This is a genomic window from Chryseobacterium sp. YR221, assembly GCF_900176315.1.
GTDB classification, from domain to species: domain Bacteria; phylum Bacteroidota; class Bacteroidia; order Flavobacteriales; family Weeksellaceae; genus Chryseobacterium; species Chryseobacterium rhizosphaerae.
On sequence record NZ_FWXM01000001.1, the window covers coordinates 937,141 to 961,827 of the forward strand.

26 protein-coding genes are annotated in these 24,687 nt (G+C 39.3%); 18 read left to right on the plus strand and 8 right to left on the minus strand.

Features of this window, described 5'->3' with window-relative positions; genetic code table 11:
• Nucleotides 1–31: 31 nt before the first annotated feature.
• The 3 genes from B8967_RS04310 to B8967_RS04320 all read right to left on the minus strand — a co-directional run bounded on the left by B8967_RS04310 (nucleotide 32) and on the right by B8967_RS04320 (nucleotide 5,924).
• Nucleotides 32–1,330 (minus strand): hypothetical protein, encoded by a 1,299-nt coding sequence (locus tag B8967_RS04310; RefSeq protein WP_084084654.1) that lies wholly within the window; start codon nucleotides 1,328–1,330, stop codon nucleotides 32–34.
• Nucleotides 1,331–1,627: 297 nt separating this feature from the next.
• Nucleotides 1,628–4,912 carry a TonB-dependent receptor gene (locus B8967_RS04315; protein ID WP_084084656.1) on the minus strand — a complete coding sequence of 1,095 codons (3,285 nt, stop codon included), beginning with the start codon at nucleotides 4,910–4,912 and terminating at the stop codon, nucleotides 1,628–1,630.
• 64 nt (nucleotides 4,913–4,976) lie between these two features.
• The gene (locus tag B8967_RS04320) at nucleotides 4,977–5,924 is read right to left on the minus strand and encodes a FecR family protein (RefSeq protein WP_228406021.1); all 948 of its coding nucleotides are present in this window, start codon (nucleotides 5,922–5,924) and stop codon (nucleotides 4,977–4,979) included.
• Between the two features lie 242 nt (nucleotides 5,925–6,166).
• On the opposite strand from B8967_RS04320, the gene B8967_RS04325 reads away from it, so the two are divergent.
• On the plus strand, nucleotides 6,167–6,793 hold the full coding sequence (locus B8967_RS04325) for an RNA polymerase sigma factor (protein WP_047490590.1): 627 nt from the start codon (nucleotides 6,167–6,169) through the stop codon (nucleotides 6,791–6,793).
• Nucleotides 6,794–6,921: 128 nt separating this feature from the next.
• On the opposite strand, the gene B8967_RS04330 is transcribed toward B8967_RS04325, so the two are convergent.
• Nucleotides 6,922–7,545: a helix-turn-helix transcriptional regulator gene (locus tag B8967_RS04330; protein ID WP_084084660.1), complete on the minus strand. Its 624-nt coding sequence runs from the start codon at nucleotides 7,543–7,545 to the stop codon at nucleotides 6,922–6,924.
• 195 nt (nucleotides 7,546–7,740) lie between these two features.
• On the opposite strand from B8967_RS04330, the gene B8967_RS04335 reads away from it, so the two are divergent.
• From B8967_RS04335 to B8967_RS04365, 7 genes are all read left to right on the plus strand, one after another.
• Nucleotides 7,741–8,367, plus strand: coding sequence for a superoxide dismutase (locus B8967_RS04335; RefSeq protein WP_084084662.1), 627 nt, complete (start codon nucleotides 7,741–7,743; stop codon nucleotides 8,365–8,367).
• 17 nt (nucleotides 8,368–8,384) lie between these two features.
• Nucleotides 8,385–8,879, plus strand: a complete 495-nt coding sequence (locus tag B8967_RS04340) for a DUF2480 family protein (RefSeq protein ID WP_047490600.1) — start codon at nucleotides 8,385–8,387, stop codon at nucleotides 8,877–8,879.
• A 6-nt stretch (nucleotides 8,880–8,885) separates the two neighbouring features.
• On the plus strand, nucleotides 8,886–9,455 hold the full coding sequence (locus B8967_RS04345; protein WP_047490603.1) for an NADPH-dependent FMN reductase: 570 nt from the start codon (nucleotides 8,886–8,888) through the stop codon (nucleotides 9,453–9,455).
• 1 nt (nucleotide 9,456) lies between these two features.
• Nucleotides 9,457–10,509, plus strand: coding sequence for an NAD(P)/FAD-dependent oxidoreductase (locus tag B8967_RS04350; RefSeq protein ID WP_084084664.1), 1,053 nt, complete (start codon nucleotides 9,457–9,459; stop codon nucleotides 10,507–10,509).
• Nucleotides 10,510–10,514: 5 nt separating this feature from the next.
• Complete coding sequence (locus B8967_RS04355; RefSeq protein ID WP_084084666.1) at nucleotides 10,515–10,838, plus strand: 2Fe-2S iron-sulfur cluster-binding protein; 324 nt, start codon at nucleotides 10,515–10,517, stop codon at nucleotides 10,836–10,838.
• 134 nt (nucleotides 10,839–10,972) lie between these two features.
• On the plus strand, nucleotides 10,973–11,323 hold the full coding sequence (locus B8967_RS04360) for a 4Fe-4S dicluster domain-containing protein (RefSeq protein WP_084084668.1): 351 nt from the start codon (nucleotides 10,973–10,975) through the stop codon (nucleotides 11,321–11,323).
• A 112-nt stretch (nucleotides 11,324–11,435) separates the two neighbouring features.
• The gene (locus tag B8967_RS04365; RefSeq protein WP_084084670.1) at nucleotides 11,436–12,320 is read left to right on the plus strand and encodes an alpha/beta fold hydrolase; all 885 of its coding nucleotides are present in this window, start codon (nucleotides 11,436–11,438) and stop codon (nucleotides 12,318–12,320) included.
• A gap of 81 nt (nucleotides 12,321–12,401) precedes the next feature.
• Here B8967_RS04365 and B8967_RS04370 read toward each other — a convergent pair whose 3' ends face one another.
• The 3 genes from B8967_RS04370 to B8967_RS04380 form a co-directional block, all read right to left on the minus strand.
• Nucleotides 12,402–13,337, minus strand: a complete 936-nt coding sequence (locus tag B8967_RS04370; RefSeq protein WP_084084672.1) for a ketopantoate reductase family protein — start codon at nucleotides 13,335–13,337, stop codon at nucleotides 12,402–12,404.
• A 64-nt stretch (nucleotides 13,338–13,401) separates the two neighbouring features.
• Nucleotides 13,402–13,983 (minus strand): Crp/Fnr family transcriptional regulator, encoded by a 582-nt coding sequence (locus B8967_RS04375; RefSeq protein WP_047490622.1) that lies wholly within the window; start codon nucleotides 13,981–13,983, stop codon nucleotides 13,402–13,404.
• A 207-nt stretch (nucleotides 13,984–14,190) separates the two neighbouring features.
• A complete protein-coding gene (locus B8967_RS04380; protein WP_084084949.1) occupies nucleotides 14,191–14,985 on the minus strand; it encodes a class I SAM-dependent methyltransferase in 795 nt (264 codons plus the stop codon).
• 236 nt (nucleotides 14,986–15,221) lie between these two features.
• Between B8967_RS04380 and B8967_RS22385 the strand changes: the two genes are divergently transcribed.
• Nucleotides 15,222–15,398 carry a hypothetical protein gene (locus B8967_RS22385; RefSeq protein ID WP_179140029.1) on the plus strand — a complete coding sequence of 59 codons (177 nt, stop codon included), beginning with the start codon at nucleotides 15,222–15,224 and terminating at the stop codon, nucleotides 15,396–15,398.
• Between the two features lie 86 nt (nucleotides 15,399–15,484).
• Here the strand turns inward: B8967_RS22385 and B8967_RS04390 are convergent, their stop codons facing one another.
• Nucleotides 15,485–16,432, minus strand: coding sequence for an NADP-dependent oxidoreductase (locus B8967_RS04390; RefSeq protein ID WP_084084676.1), 948 nt, complete (start codon nucleotides 16,430–16,432; stop codon nucleotides 15,485–15,487).
• A 357-nt stretch (nucleotides 16,433–16,789) separates the two neighbouring features.
• On the opposite strand from B8967_RS04390, the gene B8967_RS04395 reads away from it, so the two are divergent.
• The 9 genes from B8967_RS04395 (at nucleotide 16,790) to B8967_RS04435 (ending at nucleotide 24,580) form a co-directional block, all read left to right on the plus strand.
• On the plus strand, nucleotides 16,790–17,152 hold the full coding sequence (locus B8967_RS04395) for a hypothetical protein (RefSeq protein WP_084084678.1): 363 nt from the start codon (nucleotides 16,790–16,792) through the stop codon (nucleotides 17,150–17,152).
• Nucleotides 17,153–17,272: 120 nt separating this feature from the next.
• On the plus strand, nucleotides 17,273–17,641 hold the full coding sequence (locus B8967_RS04400) for a hydrogenase maturation nickel metallochaperone HypA/HybF (protein WP_084084680.1): 369 nt from the start codon (nucleotides 17,273–17,275) through the stop codon (nucleotides 17,639–17,641).
• The gene (hypB, locus tag B8967_RS04405; protein ID WP_084084682.1) at nucleotides 17,628–18,341 is read left to right on the plus strand and encodes a hydrogenase nickel incorporation protein HypB; all 714 of its coding nucleotides are present in this window, start codon (nucleotides 17,628–17,630) and stop codon (nucleotides 18,339–18,341) included. The genes B8967_RS04400 and hypB overlap by 14 nt, the downstream gene beginning before the upstream one ends.
• Before the next feature lie 3 nt (nucleotides 18,342–18,344).
• Nucleotides 18,345–18,818 (plus strand): urease accessory protein UreE, encoded by a 474-nt coding sequence (locus B8967_RS04410; RefSeq protein ID WP_084084684.1) that lies wholly within the window; start codon nucleotides 18,345–18,347, stop codon nucleotides 18,816–18,818.
• Nucleotides 18,808–19,821 (plus strand): ABC transporter substrate-binding protein, encoded by a 1,014-nt coding sequence (locus B8967_RS04415; protein WP_084084686.1) that lies wholly within the window; start codon nucleotides 18,808–18,810, stop codon nucleotides 19,819–19,821. The genes B8967_RS04410 and B8967_RS04415 overlap by 11 nt, the downstream gene beginning before the upstream one ends.
• Entirely contained in the window at nucleotides 19,821–20,831 is a 1,011-nt protein-coding gene (locus tag B8967_RS04420) for a FecCD family ABC transporter permease (RefSeq protein WP_084084688.1), read from the plus strand. Before B8967_RS04415 ends, B8967_RS04420 begins: the two co-directional genes overlap by 1 nt.
• The gene (locus B8967_RS04425) at nucleotides 20,828–21,601 is read left to right on the plus strand and encodes an ABC transporter ATP-binding protein (RefSeq protein WP_084084690.1); all 774 of its coding nucleotides are present in this window, start codon (nucleotides 20,828–20,830) and stop codon (nucleotides 21,599–21,601) included. Before B8967_RS04420 ends, B8967_RS04425 begins: the two co-directional genes overlap by 4 nt.
• A 5-nt stretch (nucleotides 21,602–21,606) precedes the next feature.
• The gene (locus B8967_RS04430) at nucleotides 21,607–22,128 is read left to right on the plus strand and encodes a GNAT family N-acetyltransferase (protein WP_084084692.1); all 522 of its coding nucleotides are present in this window, start codon (nucleotides 21,607–21,609) and stop codon (nucleotides 22,126–22,128) included.
• Nucleotides 22,129–22,147: 19 nt separating this feature from the next.
• Nucleotides 22,148–24,580 carry a TonB-dependent siderophore receptor gene (locus B8967_RS04435; protein ID WP_084084694.1) on the plus strand — a complete coding sequence of 811 codons (2,433 nt, stop codon included), beginning with the start codon at nucleotides 22,148–22,150 and terminating at the stop codon, nucleotides 24,578–24,580.
• The last annotated feature ends 107 nt before the right edge of the window (nucleotides 24,581–24,687 follow it).

The window sequence follows — 24,687 nt, forward strand, 5'->3', positions numbered from 1 at the left end:
CATACGCTGTTTCCCTGCTTTTAAAAATTTATTATTCTACAATAGCAAAATTGTATTTCGTCCAAGTTCCCTGGAAGTTTCCACAGTTTCTAGGTGAAACATTCCAAAGACCTTCGTTGAAGAATGGTTGGCTCATTCCCCATAATGCCGCTGTATTTCCTGTAAGAAGATTAGCTGCCGGAATTCCTGCTGTACCTGCTCCTGTCACAGAAGTTGTAAAGCCATGAACCTGAATAGTGTTTAAAGTAGAAGCAGAAGAAAGCTCAGAACCTGTACCTTCTACTCTGATCCCTACCGGATATCCTGTTACTACAGCATTATTTAAAGTTAACTTACCGTTTCTTCTGATATGGATACCGTTTTCGTATGCAGCACCTTGTCCTGCATTACCATATTTAGCACCAATGATTGTAAGGTTATTGATTATAGGATTTGTAATCAATGAAGTAGCTGTACCTGTAGCGTTGTTATCCAACTCAATACCGTTAGAGTCAGGACTTCCACCACTTACAGTATGTGCTGAATTGTAATCTGCCAAAGAAAGGGCACAAGTAATAGTTCCTGTATATCCGTTATCAAAGTCAAAATTATCATCTTCAGCAGCAAAAGAAATTAGGTTTGAAGCATTTACTGTACCTCCAAAGAATTCGAAAGAGTCATCCTGACCGTAAGAAACCTGGATATGATCTAAAGTAGTTCCGTTTCCAACACCTCCTAATGATAAAGCGTTTACTTCATTACCAGAGTTAGCTCCTACGAAATCGTACCCAGCAAACTCGATACGTACATACTTTAAGATTCCTGCATTATGAGAAGGATTCGTTCCTCCGAAATAATAATCACTTCCTGTAAGACCTTCAATAGTAGTTGTAGAAGGTACATTGGTAGGAGCATCTCCTAAAAGGATTACCCCTCCGAAATCTCCAGGAGTTGCAGTAGTGTCTTCGTTTCCGTCCAATAATTTGTAGCTAGTAAAAATAATAGGCTGAGACTCTGTACCGGTAGCATTGATTTTACCTGTTTTTGTAATTACTAAAATTCCTGAACCTTCTCCTGAAGCGTTTGGTTTAGCTTTGATAAAAGTTCCTGGCTGAATAGTAAGGGTAGCTCCATTTTTAACAGCTACAGTACCGTCAAGCTCTATAACACCACTCCATGTAGTATTAGAAGTAATAGCACCGCTAACAGTAGTAACAGGAAGCGCAGAAGCCGTAAGATATTCCGCAGAAGTTGCTTTCATATCGAATGGTGTAGAAGAATCTGCTAAGTTATCGTGTTGACAAGCAGTAAGAGATAATGCAGCAGCTGCAATAAGAGTTAGTTTTTTCATTGTTATAATTTTTAAGAGATCCGGTTGTTTATTTTAGGACCGGAAATTTTAATATTGAGGAATATCCGCCTCTATATTCCTGCGATTTGGTTTTTATTTCACCCTGCATCCCATGAGGAGCTGATCTGCCGGGGTTTCCTGTTTATCCGCTACTATCCGGAAAAATATAGTAGCGTTCGGTTTTTAGCTGATCCGGTACTGCTGTGCGCATCATCAGTATTGATCCGGCTCATGTTCAGGATTCCGAAACCTGTACATTTCTATATCAAGAGCTCTTCACTTTTATCTAATTATTGATCAAAATGTATAATTCACACTTAGCCCGAATATTCTTCCACTGTAAGCACGAAATAAGATTTTATCAATATTTTTATCATATTTATTGGTCGCTCCCGGTAACAATTCCAGGGATTCCCTTTCTGTTTCCAGGCCGCTTCCGCTTCCACTTTTCTTTCCTGCATAGGAATTAAAATTGTTATAATATTCCTTTACCCTGTTGAAAAGGTTTTTGACATTTAATTTGATTTCAAGATTTCTGTTCTGAAGAAATTTATAAGAGATCTGAGCATCTGCTACGGCATACGGCCTCTGTATTTCTTCCCCGTTATAAGAATACCCTACGGTAATATATTGATCACCTTTAGCGTTATACAGGAAGCTCAGCCCCAGTCTTTCATCATCATACATTAATCCCAAATTGTAAGCATAAGGAGTCTGCCCATACAGAGGTCTGGAAACTTCGTAGGTAGCATCATTGTCACCGGTTTTCTCCCGATCTTTAAAAGCAATAACTTTAGTGTCGTTATAAGTGAAATTTCCACTTACAAAAAGATGGGATAATATGGAATTGGCTGCAATGAATCCCAGGTTTTTCCGTACTTCCACTTCAAGACCTTTCAGTTTTGCATTCTTAGAATTTCCATTGTACAGATACAGGTTTCCCTCATTGGAAATATAACCTTCACGCTCTATAGGATGGTCTATATTTTTATAGTAGATTCCTGCAGAAAAAATCTCTCCCAATCCCGGAAACCATTCAAATTTAAAATCATAATTATTGACTACAGAAGATACCATTTCTGTATTGTAAATCTGACCGTTGGCTATTGGGTCAAAATAGGGCAATCCTGTTCTTTCATTAAACTGAGGACGGATGACCGTTTTATTATAAGCCAGTCTCACATTGATTTTATTGGTAGGACTGTAGGTAAAATTGGCAGAAGGCATCCATTGCCAAGGTTTATCATCAACGCTCGGTTTGTTTACATTTCTGGCATCTTCAGTATCGAGTTGCTGAGAAATAAGATCATATTTAAAATATTCTGCCCGTAATCCCCAGACCAATCTGAATTTGTTCCTCCAACGGTTATCAAACATAAGATACATGGCATGTTGCTCCACTTCACCTTCATATTTATCATTTTTATAGAGAGGCCTGGTCTGCCATCCAATCCCACCGGGAACATAATGAGAACCATCAAACCAATCGGAAAGAGCACCGTACATCTGTAGTATTTTACTATTCGGAACATTCCTGTTCGGATCTACTCTCAATAAAAATTTCTGCTGTTGGTTGGTATTGGTTTTGGATGCACCGGCATACCCTATCTTGATATCATTTTTAAAGGCTGCTCTATCTAAATTCCATTTAAATGACGCCCCATAATTATAATCCGTTTCCTTAGTCCCAATATATCCTCTGGCAAAATCACTTGAGGAATTATTGACCTCGTGATAGCTTAAAATCTCACTTCCTATAAAGTTATATAAACTCTGATGCAGTGTATAATCTTTTGTATCTGAGGAAACTCCGGTTCTGGCAGCAAACCAGCTGATCTCCATATTTCCGAGTTTGTGATTACCTTCCAGCTTATTCTGCAGGAACATCTGGTAAACAGGATAATTGGTGTTTCCTGTAAAAGGTTTATCCAAAGATTTAATTTGCGAAGGATCATTGTTTGGAATAACACCGTTATAAAAATAATTATAGGAAGTTTCCGCATTGGAAGGTAAACCACTTCCACTTGTATATTCATTCCAGCCTGTAATCCGGGTCAGGGTATTATCATAAATATGCGTGTAGGAATTACGGAAGGAAATTCTGTTTTTATTAAGCTGCAATCCAAAATTCAGCATTCCTGCCAGTGTAGAATTGTAATTGTAAGAAGCTCCCGTATTTTTAAAATTATAAAAAGGAATCTGCCCGTTGGCATCAAGAGGTCCGGTAGTATCCAGCCAGTTTCCTCTTCCCGTATGGTCGATATCCAGTTTATTCTGTTCATTTTTAATGATAAAAGCCCCTGCAAAACCCCATTTATTATTGTTTTTTAGGGCATATGTTCTTCCGATTGCCATCTGTATATTGGATCCCATATCCCCTCTCGTCTTATACGTCGTAAAATTATCATTGGCGAACTGTTTAGACTGCTCGAAAAACAATGGGTTATTGATGCCCATAGCCTCGAGCCCTTTTGGGAAGTTTCTCGTTCCGTCATCATATCCGAAATAATCATATTTCCCTCGCTTACGGGTCAGGAATTCTTTAAATGCTGTCTGATCGTTATAGGACGTTCCCAATGTCACCGTAGTGAAGTTTTCGTTGGGAATATCTTTTGTTCTTACTTCTACATACCCTCCTGCAAAGCTGGCATTCATATCCGGTGTTGCAGATTTACTCACCACTACACTTTCCACCATGGCGGTAGGAATAATATCGAAAGAGAAATTTTGGTTATAAGCTTCTGTACTGGGTAAATTGATACCATCCATAGCTGCCGTATTCCAGCGCTCTCCCATTGATCTTACCACTACATATTTGTTATCTATAGTTGTAATTCCGGTAACTCTTTTTAACGTTCCCCCTACATCACTATCCGGAGTTTTAGAGATCTGTTCCGCCGAAATTCCATCACTCATCTGGGCTGCTTTTTTCTGTTGAGCCAGTAATCCGGCCTGCGTATCTGCCTTACGGGTGGCCGTTACCACCACTTCTTTAATGTCCGTAATTTTATCGGAAGCCGTATTTAATGCAAATGAAACCGTATTGGTCTCCTTATTGGTAACGGATAGTTTCTCTACCCTGAGTGTATTATATTTAGGGGCTTTTATCGTAAGATTATAGATTCCTGAGGGAAGATCTATAGTAAAATCCCCGTTATTATCCGTGGTTACAGTTTTCTGGGCGATACTTACTTCTGCTCCGGCAATCGGATTTCCCACTTCGTCAACAATTTTCCCTGAAATACGTCCGTTTCCCGGTACAGCAATACCCGATCCGGCATATTGTATTGAAATAAGATCGCCATGCAGACGAAATACTACCGGAAGTCCGCTGGTAATATCTTTCAGGCAGCTGTTGATAGAACTGTTTTCACATTTTATTCCTTTTACCTTCAGCTCTTTGATATCTGTTTTTGAGTAGGCCAGTCTCATCCCGGTTTTTCCTGCAAATTCTTCCAATACTTCAATTAACGGTCTGTTTGTAGGAACAGAAAATGACACTTTCTGAACCAATTCCTGAGCTTCTGCTGCTACAGTAAAAAATAACGCTGCTATGGTAAAACCACATTTCAAACTTTTCATACGTGAGTGTTCTCTTTTAAATTATAGGTTATCTGATTAATTGTTTTTTTGGTAATAGTCTGTTTTATTTTTTCAGGATGTAGGTGTTCTCTTTTTTCTGGACTTCCAATCCCAATATGAAAGCCAGTGATTCAATATTTTCACCCACTGTTCCTCCCGTAAAATCTGCGGTGATCTTTTTATCTTCTGCTTCTTTAGGGTAATAAATTTTTGTACTGTAATTGCCTTCCAAAACGGCCACCACTTCTTTTAGCGCAACATCATTAAAGCTTAAAGACAGCAGTGCCGGAGTCTGTTTATTCAGGGTTCCGTCCGGAGCAAATGAGATAATAGCAGTAGTACGGGTTACTCCGAAGTTGGTCCACTTCTGATTGGGCTTCAGATAAGAATCAGGAACCCCTGCAGTAGAGACGGCCACTTTCCCCTCATAAAGATCCACTGCTTTCTTCTTTCCGGATTGTGAGATTTTGAATACCGTCCCCAATACTTTTGTACTGAAACCTTCAGCCTGAACTATAAAAGGATGTGTTTTTGATTTTGCTACAGAAAAAACAGCATCTCCTTTCAAATCTACAATTCTGGTAGATGCCGGAAACGATGGATCCACACTAAGCTCAGCTCCTGGCAGCAACGTTACCACAGTTCCGTCTGAAAGATGTACAATTTTGTTTCCTGATCCTGCAAGGTAAACATCCGGCTTAAAGAATGTATTATAGGTAAACCATCCTCCCAATGACAAAAGCAAAACAATAACAGCTGCTGCACTGTAAGCATATTTTTTAAAGCTTCTGATCTGTGTGCTTTTTTCAATAGGAATGAAATAATGTTCCAGCGCAGACAGTATCCTTTCCCTGGCTTCTTTCATATGAATGGGATCCAGCTCTTTTTCTGCATGGATTTTCCACTTCTCTATAATTTCATTTTCCTTATCAGAGATTTTTTCTTCCGAAACCTCCCTTGCCCAAAGCCTGAAAACAAAGGCTTCAATATTTTTATATTTAAAACGTTTCATAAAATAGTTCATCGTATTCACAGATACTTCTATCTATAAGACAGTGAAAATGAAAAACTTCCCCAGAGCATTCTTAATATTCTATTCACATTAAGCCTCTTTTGCTTATTATTTTTAATATTTTTTACATTTATTCAACATTAAATTCATATTTAAGCTCTGATCTTCAGAAATATTTAACCTTACCATAACTAAAGTTCATAAAAAGTTAATTTTCCTTTAAGTAATTTTGTTTCAACAATATGAAACTAACAGACACAGCCTTATTAAAGAAAATAAAATCAGGAGACCGCCCTGCATTTACGCTGTTGTATGACCGATATTGGGATAGTTTATACCGCTTTGTTTTTGTACGGACCAGAGATAAAGAAGTTTCCGAAGAGCTGCTCCAGGATTTATGGATGAAAATCATTGAAAATACGGATGCCATACAAACAGATGAATCAGAAAGTGCAAAAGGATATCTGCTCCGCCATCTTCATTACCGGATCATTGATTATTACAACAGCTATAAAAAAGCACCTCCCATCCTGAGTATTGATGAGATTGATTTCCCTCTGGAAACAGATTTGACAGATACAGAATATTTTGAAATTCTTGAAGAAAATGAAATTTCTACTTTGTTATCCATGATCGACAATGTAGTTTCTCAACTTCCCTCCACAGAGCAGCAAGTCTATGATATGAGGATCCGGAGAAATATGTCGGTGAATGAAACAGCAGAAGCCTTAGGAATAAGCAATAAAACCGTTAGTAACAAATTAAGCAAAGCATTGGGGGAAATCCGGGAAAAACTGAATCCTGAGTACCAATCCTCTAAAAAACTGGTATCTATCCTGATGCTTATGGAAGTGCTGACCATATATTGATTCCCGGGAGAAAGGTCCATCCTGTACATCATATCCAATTCATAGTGAAGCGGATTCACCTTTCACCATTCAAGGGTGAATATTAATAATCAATTTGCTGTGCAGTTAACCGTAAATAATCTACAATATTATAAATTGCTGATCTTATACACACAACGCTGTCCTCCTGAAATAATATGATCTATTCTTTCTACAATATAGTCTTTCCCGATCAATGACTGGAAATTTGATAATTCAGCCCGGCAAAAACCCTGACATTCAGTAGCTGCAGCACATATTGGGCAATGATTTTCGATCAGGAAATATTCCTGTCCTTCTTTTTTCCATTCTGCCATATAACCTTCATCACTGCGGACCTTAGCCAGAACTTCCAATCTTTGCTCAATGGATTTTGATTTAGAAAGTGCTTTTTCGTACCGGTCGTGGGTATTTTTTTCCCTGTCACTGATCAAAAGATCCAGGGCATTTTCGCCTAAAAGATTTTTTACAGATTTTAAAAGCTGTACAGTAACATCAGCATGGGTATCCGGAAACTGGGCCAATCCTTTTTCGGTGAGTGTATAATAGGTAGATGGGCGGCCAACACCCTCGCTTTTTACGGTAGATTGGATCAATCCTTCCTGGGCAAGATTCAGTAAATGCTTTCTCGCACCCTCTTTAGTAACAGACAGTTCTTCAGCAATAAGAAGTGAAGTTGCTTCTCCTCTCATCTTGAGAAACATCAGGATACGATCTGCTGCCGACTTCTTCATTTGACAATATTTAGGTTGTTTTATTTTCCAACAACAAAGATAGTCATTTTCTATAATCTTTAACAAACAATCATAAAATACTGATTTAAAGCACATTTAAGTAAAAGCATTCAAACCCTATAAAACAACCAAAAAGTTGTTTTATTCAAATATATGTTTACCTTTGTCAGACAATAATCAAAAAAAATAAATACAATGAAACCGTTTACATTACCTCAGCTTTCTTATGCTTATGATGCTTTAGAACCATTTATCGATAAAGAAACGATGACCATCCACCATCAGCGCCATCACCAGGCGTATGTAGATAATCTGAACGCAGCATTGGAGCAAACCAATGAAATCAATCCTGATCTGGATTCACTATTACAAAGAATCAGTGAGTATAGTCCGGCTGTAAGAAACAATGGTGGTGGACACTATAATCATTCTTTATTCTGGGAAGTTATCTCTCCATCGCCAAAATTAAATCCTGAAGGCCCATTGAATGATGTTATTACAACAACATTTGGAAGCCTTGAAAACCTTAAGGCAGAAATGAAAAAAGCAGGACTTGGCCAGTTCGGTTCCGGATGGGTTTGGTTATATGTGAAATTTAACGGTTCCCTGGCAGTAAGCTCTACCCCTAATCAGGATAATCCCATGATGGATGTTTTATCTATGAACAGAGGTTTTCCAATACTTGGGATAGATGTTTGGGAACATGCTTATTATCTGGCTTATCAAAATAAAAGAGCAGACTATCTCGATTCATTCTGGTCTGTGCTGGATTGGTCTTCAGTAGAGAAAAAATATGAAGAAGCCCTTTTAAAAATAAGATAATTGATTACCAACCGGTTATGGAAACTTTCATCAATAAAGCAGAAGCTTCAGGCATTATCGCTCTGGATCTTTTAGACTACAGACCTACTACAGAAATTGTAGAACTGGATATTAAAGATCATCTTTTTATGGGAATGATTGTCAAAGAGAAAGAGTTTAAAGAGTCAATTGCAGCAATCGACTTTTCCGTATACAACGAAAAAGCTGTAGGAATCATCTGTTCCACCGATGCTATCATTCCACCATGGGTATACATGTTCCTGATGGAGAAATTATCACCTTATGCCATTTATGTGGATTTAAACAATGCCGAAGATGTTCTTCTTGATCTTTGGAAACGCCGTCTCACCTATGCGGATCTTAAACATTATAAAAATCAGAAAGTGGTTGTCCGGGCACGGGCTGATCACGATCCTTCGCTCTATTTACTGGCTGCCGGACTTCTGAAGCCTCTTGTTAAAAGCCTGATGTATGGAGAGATAGGGCTACCCAAAGTAATTTTCAAAACTTAAAACAAAATGAAAGCACTCATATTCAACGGATCACTGGAAAGAAGAGCCGAATCTACTTCAGGACATATTTCCAATTATTTTTCAGATCGTCTGCAAATGCTGGGGATTCAAACTGAAATTTTCACTCTCGCTGATTCCGGGATCCCTTTATTTGATGTCACTCTTACCAAAACACCTTTGGCTGTGGAACGGATGGCTCAGCTATTTACCGATGCAGACCTCCACCTCTGGCTTGCTCCTCTATACCATGGAAGCATCCCCGGAGTCATGAAAAACTGCCTGGACTGGCTTGAAGTAACTGCCAGCAGATACGAACCTTACCTTACAGATAAAACTGTCGGATTGGTATGCTGGGCCGATGGATTACAGGCTATGCAGGGAATTAATACGATGGATGCTATAGCCAAATCACTAAGGGCCTGGCCATTGCCATTCAGTGTACCTATCGTCCGGTCTTCATTGTTTGACAGCGAACGTAAAACAGAAATTTCATCTTTATATGCCGGAAAGTTTGACAAACTTATCAGCATAGCCACCTCAAAAAAAATAGAAAAAACTACAATAAATCAATCATAACATGATAGAAACAGATATACTGATCATTGGTGCCGGCCCTGCAGGGTTGTTTACGGTATTTGAAGCCGGCCTTCTCAAAATGCATTGTCATATTATAGATGCATTACCACAGATGGGAGGCCAGTTATCAGAATTATATCCCAAGAAACCCATTTTTGATATTCCGGGATTTCCCAGTGTGCTCGCCGGTGATCTTGTGGATAATCTCTATGAGCAGATCAAACAGTTTGAACCTGGTTTTACCTTCAATGAAACTGCCGTACATCTTCTGAAGCTGGAAGAAAACCTGTTTGAAGTGATTACCGATAAAGGAACAAGACACAGAGCAAAAGCAGTAATCATTGCCGGAGGTCTGGGCAGTTTTGAACCTAAAAAACCACCCATTGAAAACATCGCTGATTTTGAAGACCGGGGCATTAATTATTTCGTAAAGCGTCCCGAGGATTATGCCGGAAAGCGTGTGGTGATAGCAGGTGGTGGTGATTCAGCTTTAGACTGGACCATTCATCTTGCAGCAATTGCCTCTTCTGTAACATTGATCCACAGAAGAAATGAATTCCGAGGAGCATTGGATTCTGTTGAAAAAGTGAAAAAATTAAAACATGAAGGAAAGATCAATCTCATCACGCCGGCCGAAGTGACAGGGGTTAATGGAGAAGATAACCTTCGTGAAATTGTTGTTGAGAAAGAAGGGGCTATCCACACCATTGAAACCGATTATTTCATTCCCTTATTTGGTTTGGTTCCCAAACTTGGACCTCTTACAGAATGGGGACTGGAACTGGAAAAGAATGCCATAAAAGTAGATAACGGCACCGATTTTCAGACTAATATTTCCGGGGTCTATGCGGTAGGCGATATCAATACCTACCCTTTTAAAATGAAGCTGATCTTATGTGGCTTTCATGAAGCTGCAATAGCCTGTCAAAGTATATATCAGCGCCTTAATCCAAATAAAAAATTTGTATTGAAATATACAACTGTAAGCGGCGTAGAAGGTTTTGACGGAACCAGGAAGCAGGCGGAAAAACAAGTAGTAGCTACCATTGACTGATCTTTATGAAAGAAGAAATTACGATTACAGTAACAGATCCGGACGGAAATATACATACCCTACTTTGCCCACTGGAAATGGGGCTAAGCCTTAAGGATATCTGTAAAGCCTATGAATTACCAATGGAAGCAATATGTGGCGGAATGGCCATGTGCGCCACCTGTCACTGTTTTATCCTCAGTGAAGCTATTCCGCTCTCTGAAAAAAATGAAATAGAAGAAGCGCTGTTATCAGAACTTTTTACCACCGATGCAACCAGCAGATTAGCCTGCCAGATCTATCTGACAGCCGAAATGGATGGACTTGCAGTAAAAATTGCTAAAGATTAACAGCTTCAAAATAAAAGTTTGCACAGTTTATGATGTTATAAATTGTTGAAACTGATTTAATTAAGTTTGTAAGGGATTTCTAAAACAGGACAACGTTGAGGAAGTCCCTTTTTAAACCATAAAAATAAAATAAAATGGCCATAAAAATAACGGATGCCTGCATCAATTGTGGGGCCTGCGAACCGGAATGTCCCAACTCAGCCATTTACGAAGGAGCTATAGACTGGCGCTGGCAGGATAAGACAAAGCTTTCAGGCAGAGTAACATTTCCTGATGGGACTGAAGCTGACGCCAATGCTTTCAATCCCGCTGTATCAGATGATGTGTATTATATCGTCTCCGGAAAGTGCACCGAATGTAAAGGCTTCCATGAGGAGCCACAGTGTAAAGCTGTATGCCCGGTAGACTGCTGCGTTGATGATCCTGATCATCGTGAATCGGAGGAAGAGCTTTTGAGCCGACAGAAATTCATGCATGGAACCTGAGCTGTATATACTGTTTACCAGTGAAGTTCATTTTTGTAACATCATTTAATTTTCTTCTACTCATTGAGAAAATTAAAATATCATCAATAATTTAATCACCATATTATAAATTATGAAAGCGATATTATTTTTTCTCGCCCTGCTATCTTCTTTAGTGTCGGCTCAAAGCAATATTAAAGAGATTAAAAATGAGTACTCCCGGCTTTTAGAGAAATCCAGCTACGGTAACAATCCAAAAGCAGGTAAATATTATGAAGTCAACGGAATAAAGATGTACTGCGAAACCTATGGCCAGGGGCAACCTTTACTTCTCATTCATGGAAACGGAGGTTCAATCGTTGATTTTTCTAAGCAGATTCCCTTTTTCTCAAAGACGTACAAAGTTATTGTTGCTGATAGCAGAGCTCACGGAAAATCAATAGATAAACAAGATGCCCTTACTTATGAAATGATGTCTGATGATTATGCAGAATTGCTTCAGAAGATGAACATTGATTCAGTATTTGTAATCGGTTGGAGTGATGGTGGTATTAATGGGCTTTTGCTAACTATAAGACATCCGGAGAAGGTAAAGAAGCTGATCATTACAGGAGCCAATTTACGCCCGGATTCTACTGCTGTAGAGCCAGATGTATTCAAAAGAGTAAGTGCAAACTATTCAAAATTTAAAGAACAATTTGCCCAAAAGAAAGACAAGACAGCTCTGGATTATACTGTTCTTAAATATAAAAGACTACTGAGTGAGCAACCCAATATAGATCCTAAAACTTTGCACAATATTAAAGTTCCCGTTCTTGTCATAGGAGGAGATAATGATGTCATAAAACCGGAACATACACTGGAAATTTTCAGAAATATTCCTAACGCTAATCTTTGGATCCTGCCCAATTCCGGCCATAGCACCCTGGTAGTCTATACCCATGAATTCAACCTCAAAGCTGATACTTTTTTTAAAACAAAATTCAGAACTATCAAAGACAGGGATCGTGAGTTTTAGTGAATCAAAGAAAATGAATTTTATAATTTCAAATACATATGGCGGGTTTTAACCCGCCTTATTAGCCAAAATATTTTTATCTTATTTTGTCTTAATTTCAGTATATATCTTTTGAGTAAAAGGAGTCTCTATACCCAGGTCAGCTCCATATTTTAAAATTGCCCCTGCGAATAATTCCAGTTCATTATCTTTTTTTCCGGAATGAATATCCAACTGTAAAGAGGTTGGAGTTTCGAAAGGAAATGTAGATGCCTTTGTAAAGGTTGCTTCAATAATATCGTCCTGCAAAGGAATTTCTTTTTGAGCTGCAATCCGTTGTATTTCTTTCATGATTTCAGAAGCTTCATATTTCTGCTGCTCATCTGCACACACCGTTCCGATAGATGAATTATGCTTTGCAGTTACCATTCCGAAGCTGGCGATAAAGAAAAACTTGGTCCAGATATCCGTTAACGAGTTATCTTTAAAATCAAAATCTATTTTACTTTCTTTCAATAGATCAACAATCCAGTTCACATCGCTGGAAAAATGTTGAGGGTCTCTGCCCACAATCATCTTACCGGCTTTTCCTTTATGTTCTACCGTTCCCCTTTCTTTAATATGGGAAGCTACATAAATACAGGTTGGCAATACAGTATGATCCGGGATTATTTTTCTGATTCTGTCATAAATATCAGCTCCATTCATCATTGGAAGCAATACAGTATCATCGTTAATGACTTCTTTAAGCTGTCTGCAGACATTTTCGAGATCATATTCCTTCACACAGATCAGCACAAGGTCAGGATTTTTTATATTACTGATATGCTGCTCCACAGCATCAGGATGAGTCCTGTTGCCAGGATGTTCCGGAGACAGTAAGGTCAGTCCGTTTTCTTTTACCTTGTCATAGGTTTCTCCTCTGACAATGAAAGAAACTTTATATTTTTCTGACGTTTCATTAGCCTGGTTTATTTTAAATCCAAAATAACCGCCTACTCCCCCTAATCCAACAACGACAATATGTTTTTTATTCATGAAATTATTTTTTAGCAAAGATCAGTGATAAGCGATGAAATACCACTTGACAAATGAAAAGAAATTATTTTTTATTAATATCTCTTCTGATCCGGCTCAGCGAACTGTCTTTAATTCCCAGATAAGAAGCAATTACTTTCAACGGAACATGCTGAAATATATCAGGATCCTTCTTCATCAGATTGAAATACCTTGTAGCAGCCTTTTGGCTGGCCATCTCTATCAGCCTGTCATGGATCTGATAATAGTTTACCACGAAAAGAAGCCTACTGAATTCTCTGAATTCCGGGATATTATGAAAATTGTGCTGTACGTTTTCTAAACCTGTCGCCCAAAAGCTACAGTCTGTAACCGTCTGATAGACTTCTTTGGTGGGCTGCTGTCTGAAAAAGGATAAAAAATCATTTACAAAACATGGGGCTGCATAAATATTGGTGGTAATTTCTTCGTTATCTTCATTCAGTATATAGGAACGGACATAGCCTTTTTCCAAAAAATAGGTTTTGGTACTGATGGTATCTTTATCCAGCAAAATAGTATTGGCTTTTAGATCAAAATGATTGAATGTTTCTGTAATTTTTTCAACCACTTCCTCTTCAATACTGAATAAGGAATGAAAATAATTGTTGATTGATGATTTATTCATTACAATAAGTACTCAACACGAACATTTTAGCTATCCGACTGAGCAAAAGTACTATTTTTTATTACAGTTTTATTTTAAAAAGACTGTAATGGGTTTAAAAACATTATTAAGACCACCCCGTTAAAAATTCTTTGAATTTTCGCCACCCCTATAGCGGAGGGGAATATGTAGACCTTCCATTGTAGCAGTAGCGAAAACCTGATTTTTTTATTTTAGTTTTACAGCTTTAGTTGCCATAAAGGTCGGCAGGTATTTATCAATTAAAAACCTCGGATTCGGCTGCATTTCTTCTGCAAAATCTTCAATTATAAAACCGGCTTTTAGCTGTCCTCCGATAAGGTCTGAAAGTGTATGCCCAAAAACCAAAGCTTCTTTATTCTCCAGTTTTCCGGTAATTTGCTGCTGGTTAAGATCTCTGATATCTGCATAGGGCAAAGTATATTTTGGTCTTATGATTCCATCTGCCATATCCTGAGGATTCCGGTCTGCTACAAAAACAACAGGATTAAAAAAACTTGCCAGTAGAACCCCTCCTTTTTTTAATACCCTAAAGGCTTCTTTCCAAACGGGATTAACATCTTCCACGTAATGATTGGAAATCGGATGAAATACAATATCAAAGGATTCATCTTCAAAAACACTAAGATCGGTCATATCTCCCTGAACGGTTTTCAATGTGAGCCCGTCACGTTCGGCAACTTGTTCATCCTGTCTCAGCTGTTCGTCAGAAATATCAAAAACCACAACGGAAGCTCCTGCTGCAGCCAATACCGGCGCCTGCTGTCCTCCTGCTGAAGCCAGGCACAAAATTTTCTTCCCCCTGATTTCTCCCAACCATTTTTTGTCTAATGGCTTAGGAGTCAGATGAACGTCCCATTTTCCTTCTTTAGCATGAGCAATCAGTTCTGCACTTACAGGCTGCGACCACTCGTTCTGTTCCAAAGCCTGTTTATTCCATGCAGATTCGTTATGTTGTAAAAAATCTATTTCCTGTTCTTGCATATCCTTTTCTTTTTCATTGTACATCATAAGCTATTTACAATGCATTACATCAACCAAATATAAGGACTTTAACACTGACTGCCATTGGGTTTACTCTATATTTTGAAAGAAAAAAACTAATCGTAATAATTTTTTATTCCGATTAAATAAATGCAAGGTCTAGCTACGTGTTTTCTTTCGCTTTTTATTATGTAACAAACTTCATAATCCTGCTACTCATTGATAAACAAAACACTATGAAAAAGATATTTAATGAACTGACTCAAATAAAAGCTAAAGATCTTCTTCCCTTTTTGATAGAAAAAGCTCAGAAAAGTCCTGCTTTTGGAATTATTATTATTTCCATTTCTGCTTTATTGATATTTACCGCCGGAAAAAGTTTTGGAAAGTTCTTATATTTACTTACAAACTAGCACTATTCCTTCAGCAATCTGTCTTTCATTCATTTCTCCCGGCGAGCTGTGAACCGGAAAAACTATAATATAAATCCCTTCTTATCTTATAGCTCCACTACTACTTTCCCTATCGTACGTCCTGTTTCAACCTGTAGATGAGCCTTTCTCATTTCATCAAAACGGAATACATGAGAGATATGTGGCCGTATAATACCTTTTTCTAATAAGGAAGCAATATGCTGCATATCCCGTCCACTGGAATACACCACCATAAAGTAGCAGGCATGCAGTTTTTTTTCCTGGGCAGCCATTTCATCTTCCAATGTATGACCGGATGGCAAGGTAACGATACTACCGAAGGGCTTCAAAACCTGAACTGATTTTTGGAAGTTGTCTCCTCCAATAGATTCTAACACAAAATCAATGTCATCAAGTATGTTTTCAAAACGGGTTGTTTTATAATCAATATGCTCGTCGGCTCCCAGCCCCAGTACAAAATCCCGGTTAGACGCTGAAGACGTTGCCGTTACATGCGCACCTATATGTTTTGCTATCTGTACGGCAAAGTGCCCTACTCCTCCTGAAGCAGCATGGATCAGTACTTTATCTGTAGTTCTCAATTTTCCATAGCTATCAAATGCCTGCCATGCAGTAAGTGCTGCCAATGTGCTGGCGGCAGCTTCAATATGAGTGATATTTTTAGGTTTAACAGCCAGTTGATCCGCCGGAGCTGCTACGTATTCTGCATAAGCTTTTCCATGCCCCACAAAATTGATCATCCCAAATACCTCATCCCCGACTTGAAATTGACTTACCTCATTACCTAGCTCTACAACTACACCGGAAATGTCCCAACCTAGAATTAACGGATTATATTGTACCAGATCTTCAGCCAAAGGAGCGTGCCTGCTGCGGACTTTGACATCCACCGGATTGATGCTGACAGCCTTTACTCTGATAAGGACCTCTTTATCTTTTACGACAGGTTTTTCAATCTCTTTTTCAACAAGGTTTTCTACATCTCCAAATTTTTCCAGTACTATTGCTTTCATATGTCATTGTAATCTACCTGCAAAAATAGACTGACCAGACCTTTAAAAACAGGTATATTTTAAGGATATTTGGGTATATAATGACTTAAACCGTTCAACCCTCCTGACTTTTATAACTAAAATAATTCTTCTTAATCAGTCATTTTTTTAAACATTTAAAAGGAATATCAAAAACTTAAAAATCATTTAAAAACAGAAAACATCCAATTGATTATCAGATAAATAAACATTTAAACATCAAAGAAAAACAGCCTTCACATGTGGTTGTAAGCCCTCTATTTACTCCTGATTTTGAACATTTTTAAAAGGTTTTTGGTAAGAATAAAGGAATGCAAAAGGGCTAAATTTGCAATACCGATGAAGAAGTCCTTCCACATATCATTTGCTTTTTTGCTTATCCTGTTTTTTACAACAATTCTGGGATATGCAAACCATAAAAAAAGTACTGTACAGGAAGGGTCTTTACAGGATCAGAAAGGTCTAAAGGCAGCAGAATCTCTTCCCCAACAGGATATTCTATTCATTGCTTCCATTACGGAAAATGATTTTGATGTTGACAAAACATTCCTCGATCTTCCTTTTACACTTTTTATGGCCGATCTGTTATCGGGAAAGCCAAAAACAAACGGTAATGCGGTAATACATTCTGATTCAGAATCCGTACATCATTATCACTTACCCAAATACCTCTTATTTCATAATCTAAAGATTACCTCTTAAGATCTATCTCACACATCCCATCTGTGATCCTATCACCCGGATATTATTACAGTCATTTTCTAAGTAAGGTTGTCCGAAGTATTTCCGGATAATCAGTTTCACCTATAAAAAATATAAGCTATGCATGAATTGAGTATAGTGAAGGATATTTTTGACACGTTGGAAGAACATTATAATGCCAAAGTGGAAGATATTCAGCAGGTTCAGGTAACAGCCGGACTGCTTTCCAATGTTCAGCCTGTTTTGATCCAGAATGCATTCGATGCATTTATTGCCGATCAACCCCGGTATCGGGAAATGGAACTTGAAGTGCTGGTCAATGACATTATAGCTCATTGTGAACACTGTCATAAAGACTTCCCGGTCAGGTACCACAGATTCGTCTGTGATGACTGTGAAACCCCTTCCAGCCATATCGTTCAGGGAAATGAACTTTTCATTTCAAAAGTAATTTTTAAACAAAAAGACCATTCATATGTCAACAGCTAATCCAAAAAGTTTAGGAAACCGTGTAGGTTCCGTTCAATGTGATAATACGACCCTGCATTTATTAAAAGCCAATGATTTTGTGGCTAAAGCCATCAGAGACCGTTTAAAAGATATTTGCGTTATCAACGTATGTTCATCCCCGGGATCGGGAAAAACAACCCTGATGCAGGAAACGGGAAAACGCCTGAGTAAAGACCTTAGCATTTCAATCCTTGTGGGAGACCCTGAAACAGAACGCGATGCTATCCGCATGCGCGAAGTGGGAATCAACGCACTGCAAATTGTAACTGGCGGCATGTGCCACATCGAGGCACAAATGATCCTGCAGGCGCTGGATCATATCGATCTGGAAGGCCTTGATTTATTATTCATCGAAAATGTAGGAAACCTTCTTTGTCCTTCCGCTTTTGATCTGGGAGAAGACTATCGGGTAACACTTCTTGCCTCTACAGAAGGTGATGATAAGCCAAAAAAATATCCCCGTATGTTTTTAACCAGTGAGCTGATGCTTGTTTCTAAAGCCGACCTGCTGCCGTATGTTCCTTTCTCTGTAGAAGCCGTCACAAAAGATGCCCACGAAGTAAACCCCAATCTTGAAGTAATGACCATCAGCACTTTGAATGGAGACGGAATTGATGAATGGTGCAACTGGCTGAAAGAAAAAGTAAAACTAAAAAAAGAAGCGGCTCAGAAAGCCTAACCAATGAATACATTACAGCCAACCGTAATAGATGAAGTGAAAATAAAGGATAAGCGGAATGATTGTCCGGAAGTGCTGGAGCTCGAATGGTTTGAAAACAAGAAACAGAAACTGACCCGGGCTACCCCTTCCGGGTTGGTTTTAGAACTTAGGCTGAATAACCGCAAGGAATGGCAACATGGAGACAGGCTGTACAGCAATGGGCAACTGATCGCAACGATTAGCATCAAAACATGCCTTACCATCTGTTTTTTAGCAAAAAATGATACTGAAGCGGCAGATTTCTGCTACTTTATCGGTAATCAGCATTTACCCCTGTTTCTTATGCCACAGCAACATTTTGCTGTTCCCTATGATGGCCGTTTATATGAACAGCTGTCTGTAAAATACAATGGACGTATTGAACTCGCAGATACTCAGCTTTTATCCTGTCGATCATTACGCTATCTGGTAAAAAATAAAGTACATGAAAATTAAAAACCTGCTTGTTACAGGCCTTTTTGCAATGGTATTTGCTTTACAGGATTGTAATAAGCCTAACAGTTCTTACGATAAGGAAATCTCCTCCCATACGCAGGTCACCGCTAAAGACAGCCGAGGCAAAACCATCATTCTTCCCCACGAAGCACAACGAATTGTTGTTTTATACAATGCGCTTGTTGATGATGTGTATATGCTTCAGGCAGGAGGAAAAATAGTAGGTATCCCGCAGCAGATCTATGAAATGGAAGATACCTACAGCTTTCTATCCAAGCTTGATGACCGGATTAAAAATAAAACGATTGCTACCCCCACTTTTGGAGGATCATCCAGCAATGCTGAAAGTATTGTGGGGCTGAAACCGGATTTGGTATTAACATTCAATACCGATGAAGATCATATCAATCAGATAGAGAACCTGGGAATTCCTGTATTTACTTTCTCATCTCTGAATGATGAGAAAATTTTGGAAGAACTGAAAAATGTAGGAAAACTCCTTGGAAAACAAAAACGGGCAGAAGAAATTACGGGCTATGTTTCGGAAGAAGTAAGAAAGATGAGAACCTCCCGGGAGACATCTCCTAAAAAAATATACTATGCATGGTCAAAAGGACGTATTATGTCTACCTCCGGAAAAGGCAGCTTAATTGATATGGCCATCAGCTTATCCGGAGCTCAAAACGCATGCCCTGTTCCTGTGGAAGCTCCTAATATAAGCGCTGAAACCATGTATAAATGGAATCCGGACCTGATCGTTTTGTGGAACTCCAAATTATCGGATGTCTACAGTCTCAAAGAGCTTGCTGCACTTCCTGCCGTAAAAAACAAGCAGGTATTTGCTATGTCGCCATCGTTTCCGTATGATCCACATACTGTAAAATTTCTGTTGTTTGCCAAACAGCTTCGCCATTGGTGCATGCCTGAATATACGCAGGAACAGCTGGATAAGGAGGTAAAGAAAACCTTTGAAGTGATCTACGGCAAAAAAGGATTGATCTGATGACGCAGCATATAAAAACATGGTCCTTATTAATCCTGCTGCCTATGCTATTGATTATTGTTTCACTGATGATAGGTTCCAGCCAGAATATAGGTTTGGGAGAACTGTTTCATCACATAGCCCTGGAATTTGGACTGTCTGAAGATAAAGCAGGTTTTCAGGAAAGTTTGCATACTATTTTATGGCAGGTGCGTTTACCGCGTATTATTCTCACTTTCTTGGTAGGGGCCTCATTAGCCTCATCAGGAGGTGTCCTCCAGGCAGTATTCAGGAATCCTATTGTGGATCCTTTTACCCTGGGTATTTCCTCAGGGTCGGCATTTGGTGCAGCGCTGGCAATGTTGTTTCCGATAATGGCCGTCAATATATCAGCTTTTATTTTTGGTGTAATCGCTGTGGTGATCACCTATGCGGTATCCTATGCAGGAGCTAAAACCTCCATTGTAAGCATGGTTCTTGCCGGAATGATTGTATCAGGAGTGTTTACAGCGGTCCTGACGGTCCTTCAGTATCTGAGTGATCCCTATAAGTTACAGGCTATTGTGCAATGGACTATGGGAAACCTTCATACAGCTTCATGGCAGAAAGTACACACTGCAGTATTTCCGATTCTTATGGGTTTACTGGTCATTGTGACCCTTCGCTGGAAACTAAACCTTCTGGCCCTGGGAGATCATGAAGCAATGGCGGTAGGGATCAATCCAATATGGCTTAAACTTATCCTTATGGCTGTAGCCACTATGATTACCGCTTCTTCTGTAGCTGCTGTGGGAGTGATCAGCCTGTTCGGACTGATTGTGCCTCATATCAGCAGGATGATTTTCGGGCCGAATAACCATATCACCGTCTGGGCCAATATCAGCATCGGGGGAACATTTTTATTATTAATTGATGATTTTTCCCGGACTGCCATGCCTTTTGAAATCCCTATCGGGGTATTTACCATGATTATCGGAGCCCCTGTTTTCATCTATCTGATGCGTCGAAACGCTATAAACTGGAATTCATGAATACTATAATTTCTATTGAACAGCTTTCTTTTGGCTATGGAAAAGAGGAAGTACTTAAAAATGTAAATGCAACCTTTGCTAAAGGAAAGCTTTCCGTCATCTTGGGAAGAAACGGCAGCGGTAAATCAACCTTATTCAAAATAATCGCCGGACTGGAAAAGAACTATCAAGGAAACCTATGGATTACCGATAAGGAACGCCGGAAAATAAAAATTGGAACCACATCACCTGTTCGTCTCGGTTTTTTAACTCAGTTTCATCAGACGACTTTTCCTTTTACCGTTTTTGATGTGGTTTTAACCGGCCGGGCTTCTTTTTCAAGGTTTTCGCCTAAAAAATCTGATTATCAGGAAGTGGAAACACTTCTTCAAAAGTTTAATTTAACCCATTTAAAAGATAAAGCCTATACTTCCCTTTCCGGGGGCGAAAGGCAATTGGTCCTGTTATGCAGGGTACTGGTTCAGAAACCGGACCTATTAATGCTGGATGAGCCTACCAACCATCTGGATCTGCATTATCAGGTAGCAGTTCTTGAGGTCATCCGCCACCTGGTGAATGAAGGCACAACCGTTTTATGTGTAATGCATGACCCCAACCTGGCCTTCCTGTTCGGAGATGATTTTTTTGTTATGCGCCAGAATGAACTTATCCCCGTTTCTCGGTCGATGGAAAAAGATGAACTGAAGCAACTGCTTGAAGATACCTATCAGGTTCCTTTACTGGCTCTGGATAATCAGGGTATTCCCATGTTTGCACCCCAATTAAAATAAAAAATATGAAAAATCATGAAGAAATAACAATTTCCGTGGTAGAAGATTACCATGTATTTGAAGTACTGCCTTATGTTATGGAATTCAGGCGTCAACTCTATCCTTTACTTGATCCGCTGATCGTTCCCAAGGATCTGGTTAATTTTGAACAGAACTATCTTCACTCTCCCACCGGTGCTTTTTTACAAGCCAGAACAGCAGCCGGGAAATTAATTGGCGTTATTGGAATGATGCCGTATGACTACCGTTTTCCTCATTTACATATTGATGAAAAGACTACAGTGGAAGTGGCAAGATTATTTGTCAATCCAGAATACCGGAGAGCCAGCATTGCCTCCCGGCTGTTTCAGGAACTGATAAAAACAGCACAGCTGAAAAATATAAAACGTTTATACCTGCACACCCACCCCTTCCTTCAGGGAGCCTATGAATATTGGCTGAAACAGGATTTTAAACTTCTTAAATCCTGCTATGAAGGGACCTATCCCACCCTGCATATGGAATTATTGACTGCTGCAGAAAAATAAGTAATACAGAGAAATATACATGAATACAACAAGAAAAGTATTATGCATCAATGGTATAATGCTCTTACTCCCTTTTGCCCTATCTGCACAGGAAGCCCATCCTATTTTTGGAAAAGTGCTGAATCAGGATGGTAAAATAATTAATAATGCTATCGTTTCAATCAATCAGGGAACGGCCACCACAACCGGTAAAGACGGAGGATTTAAATTTGAAAACCCTTTTCAGTATCCTGCCCAGCTAATGATTGAGGCTAAAGGATATTCCGGGTCTGCTATTACGTTAGATTCCCTTTCTTACGATGATAAAAATGGCATCATCATCCGTCTGACAGAAAATCAGACCACCCTTCAGGAGGTTTTGATCACAGCCCGAAGAAACAATTCCTATCTTACGAATAATCTTGAACTTGGCGGTAAGTTTTCAGGGAATTTAAAAGATCTTCCCCAATCGGTCTCTATCGTAAGCAGTGAGTTTATGGAAGACAAACAGGCATACACCACCCGTGATGTGGTACAGGACCTGGCAGGAGTCACTACAGCTTCTTCCTATGATGATCTCATTATTAGAGGTTTTAAAAGCGGTTATGAAACAGGAATCCGCCTTGTAAACGGCTTACGTTCAGGATACAGCTACGGAAACAGCTATTACCGTTCGCCTTTAACGATTAACCTGGAAAGTGTTTCTGTTTTAAAAGGCCCCGGAGCCTCCTTATTTGGGGATATCACTCCCGGTGGAACGATCAACATGGTCACGAAAAAGCCTTTGGAACAGCAAAAGGGCTCTGTCAATTTTTCGGTGGGCAGTTTCCAGACATTCCGTACCAATATGGATATAGGAGGACCTTTAGATCAGGAAAAGAAAATCCTGTATCGCTTCAATGCCGGATATGAGGATTCTAAAACTTTCCGCAATGTCAATCAGCAGAAAAACTTCATGATTGCCCCGTCCTTTACTTTTAAACCTTTCGACGGAACACAGCTAGATATTGATCTGGTATACGACCAGTTTCATGGATATCTTGACCGTGGAATGGGCCTGAGAAATAATAACTTCTATGCCCTGCCCCGCTCTTTTACTTTAAGTCAGCCATCTGATTTTTACAATACCAAGACCCTGTCATTCAGTGCCAGGCTCAGCCAGCGTCTTACGCATAATCTGTCCCTGAATGCCAGCTATATGAAGTCAATATACCAGGAAGACGTTAATGAACATCGCACGTTAAACAGCTATGCTGATGCTCCCCAAAACACCATTATGAACATGCGCTTCTTTGACCGTCATGGAAAAGATTATACCGATAATTCCGTAGTTTATGTAAAATGGGATCTTCCGGGCAGTAAAGTACAGCACCATATCATTGCCGGAGTAGATTATGCCCAATATGAAGGAGACAGCAATAATCAGCAGCGGGAAGCAAGACAGCAAAAAATAGATGGAAAAACCGTCCCTTTGACATTTGATCTTAACAACCCAACGTATACGACTCATGATCTGAGCAATTATGTATGGCTGGCACAGGGAAATTATCCTTTTTTGAGCCCTTATAAAACAACAGGAATATATGTCCAGGATCAGATCTCTTTTGCAGAAAAACTCAAGCTTATTATAGGATTACGTCATGAACATTATTATTCTGAAACCGTAAGCTCTGCTGACCGTTATCATGCGACACAGAATGCCTGGCTGCCCCGTATTGGATTAACCTATCAAATCAACGGTCAGGTTAATTATTTTGCAAGCTATTCACAGGGGTTTGCCCCTGTAGGAGCCAATTTCATTCAAAACTATCAGGATTATGGTGCAGCGCAACCCTTTACAGCTGAACATAGCTTTCAACTTGAAACAGGACTAAAAACCGGGTTTTTCAGAAACCAATTGCAAATGGACCTGTCTCTGTTTCAGATTGAACGCCGAAATATGTTGATTGCTACGGGAGAAATAAGTACAACAGGTTTTCCGGTATACAGACAATCCGGAGAAGCGGTGTCTAAAGGTGTAGAGTTAGATATCCGAGGACAGCTCACCAAAGAGTTTCAAGTAATGGCGAATTATACCTACAATAAAACGGAGGTAAAGTCTTCTTCCATTGCTTCTGAAATTGGACAGGCCCTTCCGGGAGCTCCTGAAAATATGGCAAGCATATGGCTGAAGTATGTATTTTCTGCCTCTACCATTAAGGGGTTAGGCTTTGGTGCAGGTGTTTATTATGTCGATAGCAGACGTATGGATAACAGCATTGGAAAAGATGGTGAAGGAAATGCCCTCTGGGGACAATGGCCTTCTTATACAACAGTTAATGCTGCCGTATATTATCATATCGGAAAAATGAAAATGGCTGTAAATGTGAATAATGTATTCGACAGATACTATTTCCTTGGAGGCTTTGATTACACGAGAGCCTTTCCGGGAGCTCCCAGAAATGTCACCGTTTCTGTAGGCTATTCATTCTAATTTTTTTAATCTTGTTATTATCCGGGCTATCTTTTGATAGTCCGGGTTTTTGTTTGAAAAATTGGAGAATTAGGGCTGGGAAACGCTAAGGCGCTAAGATCGTAAAA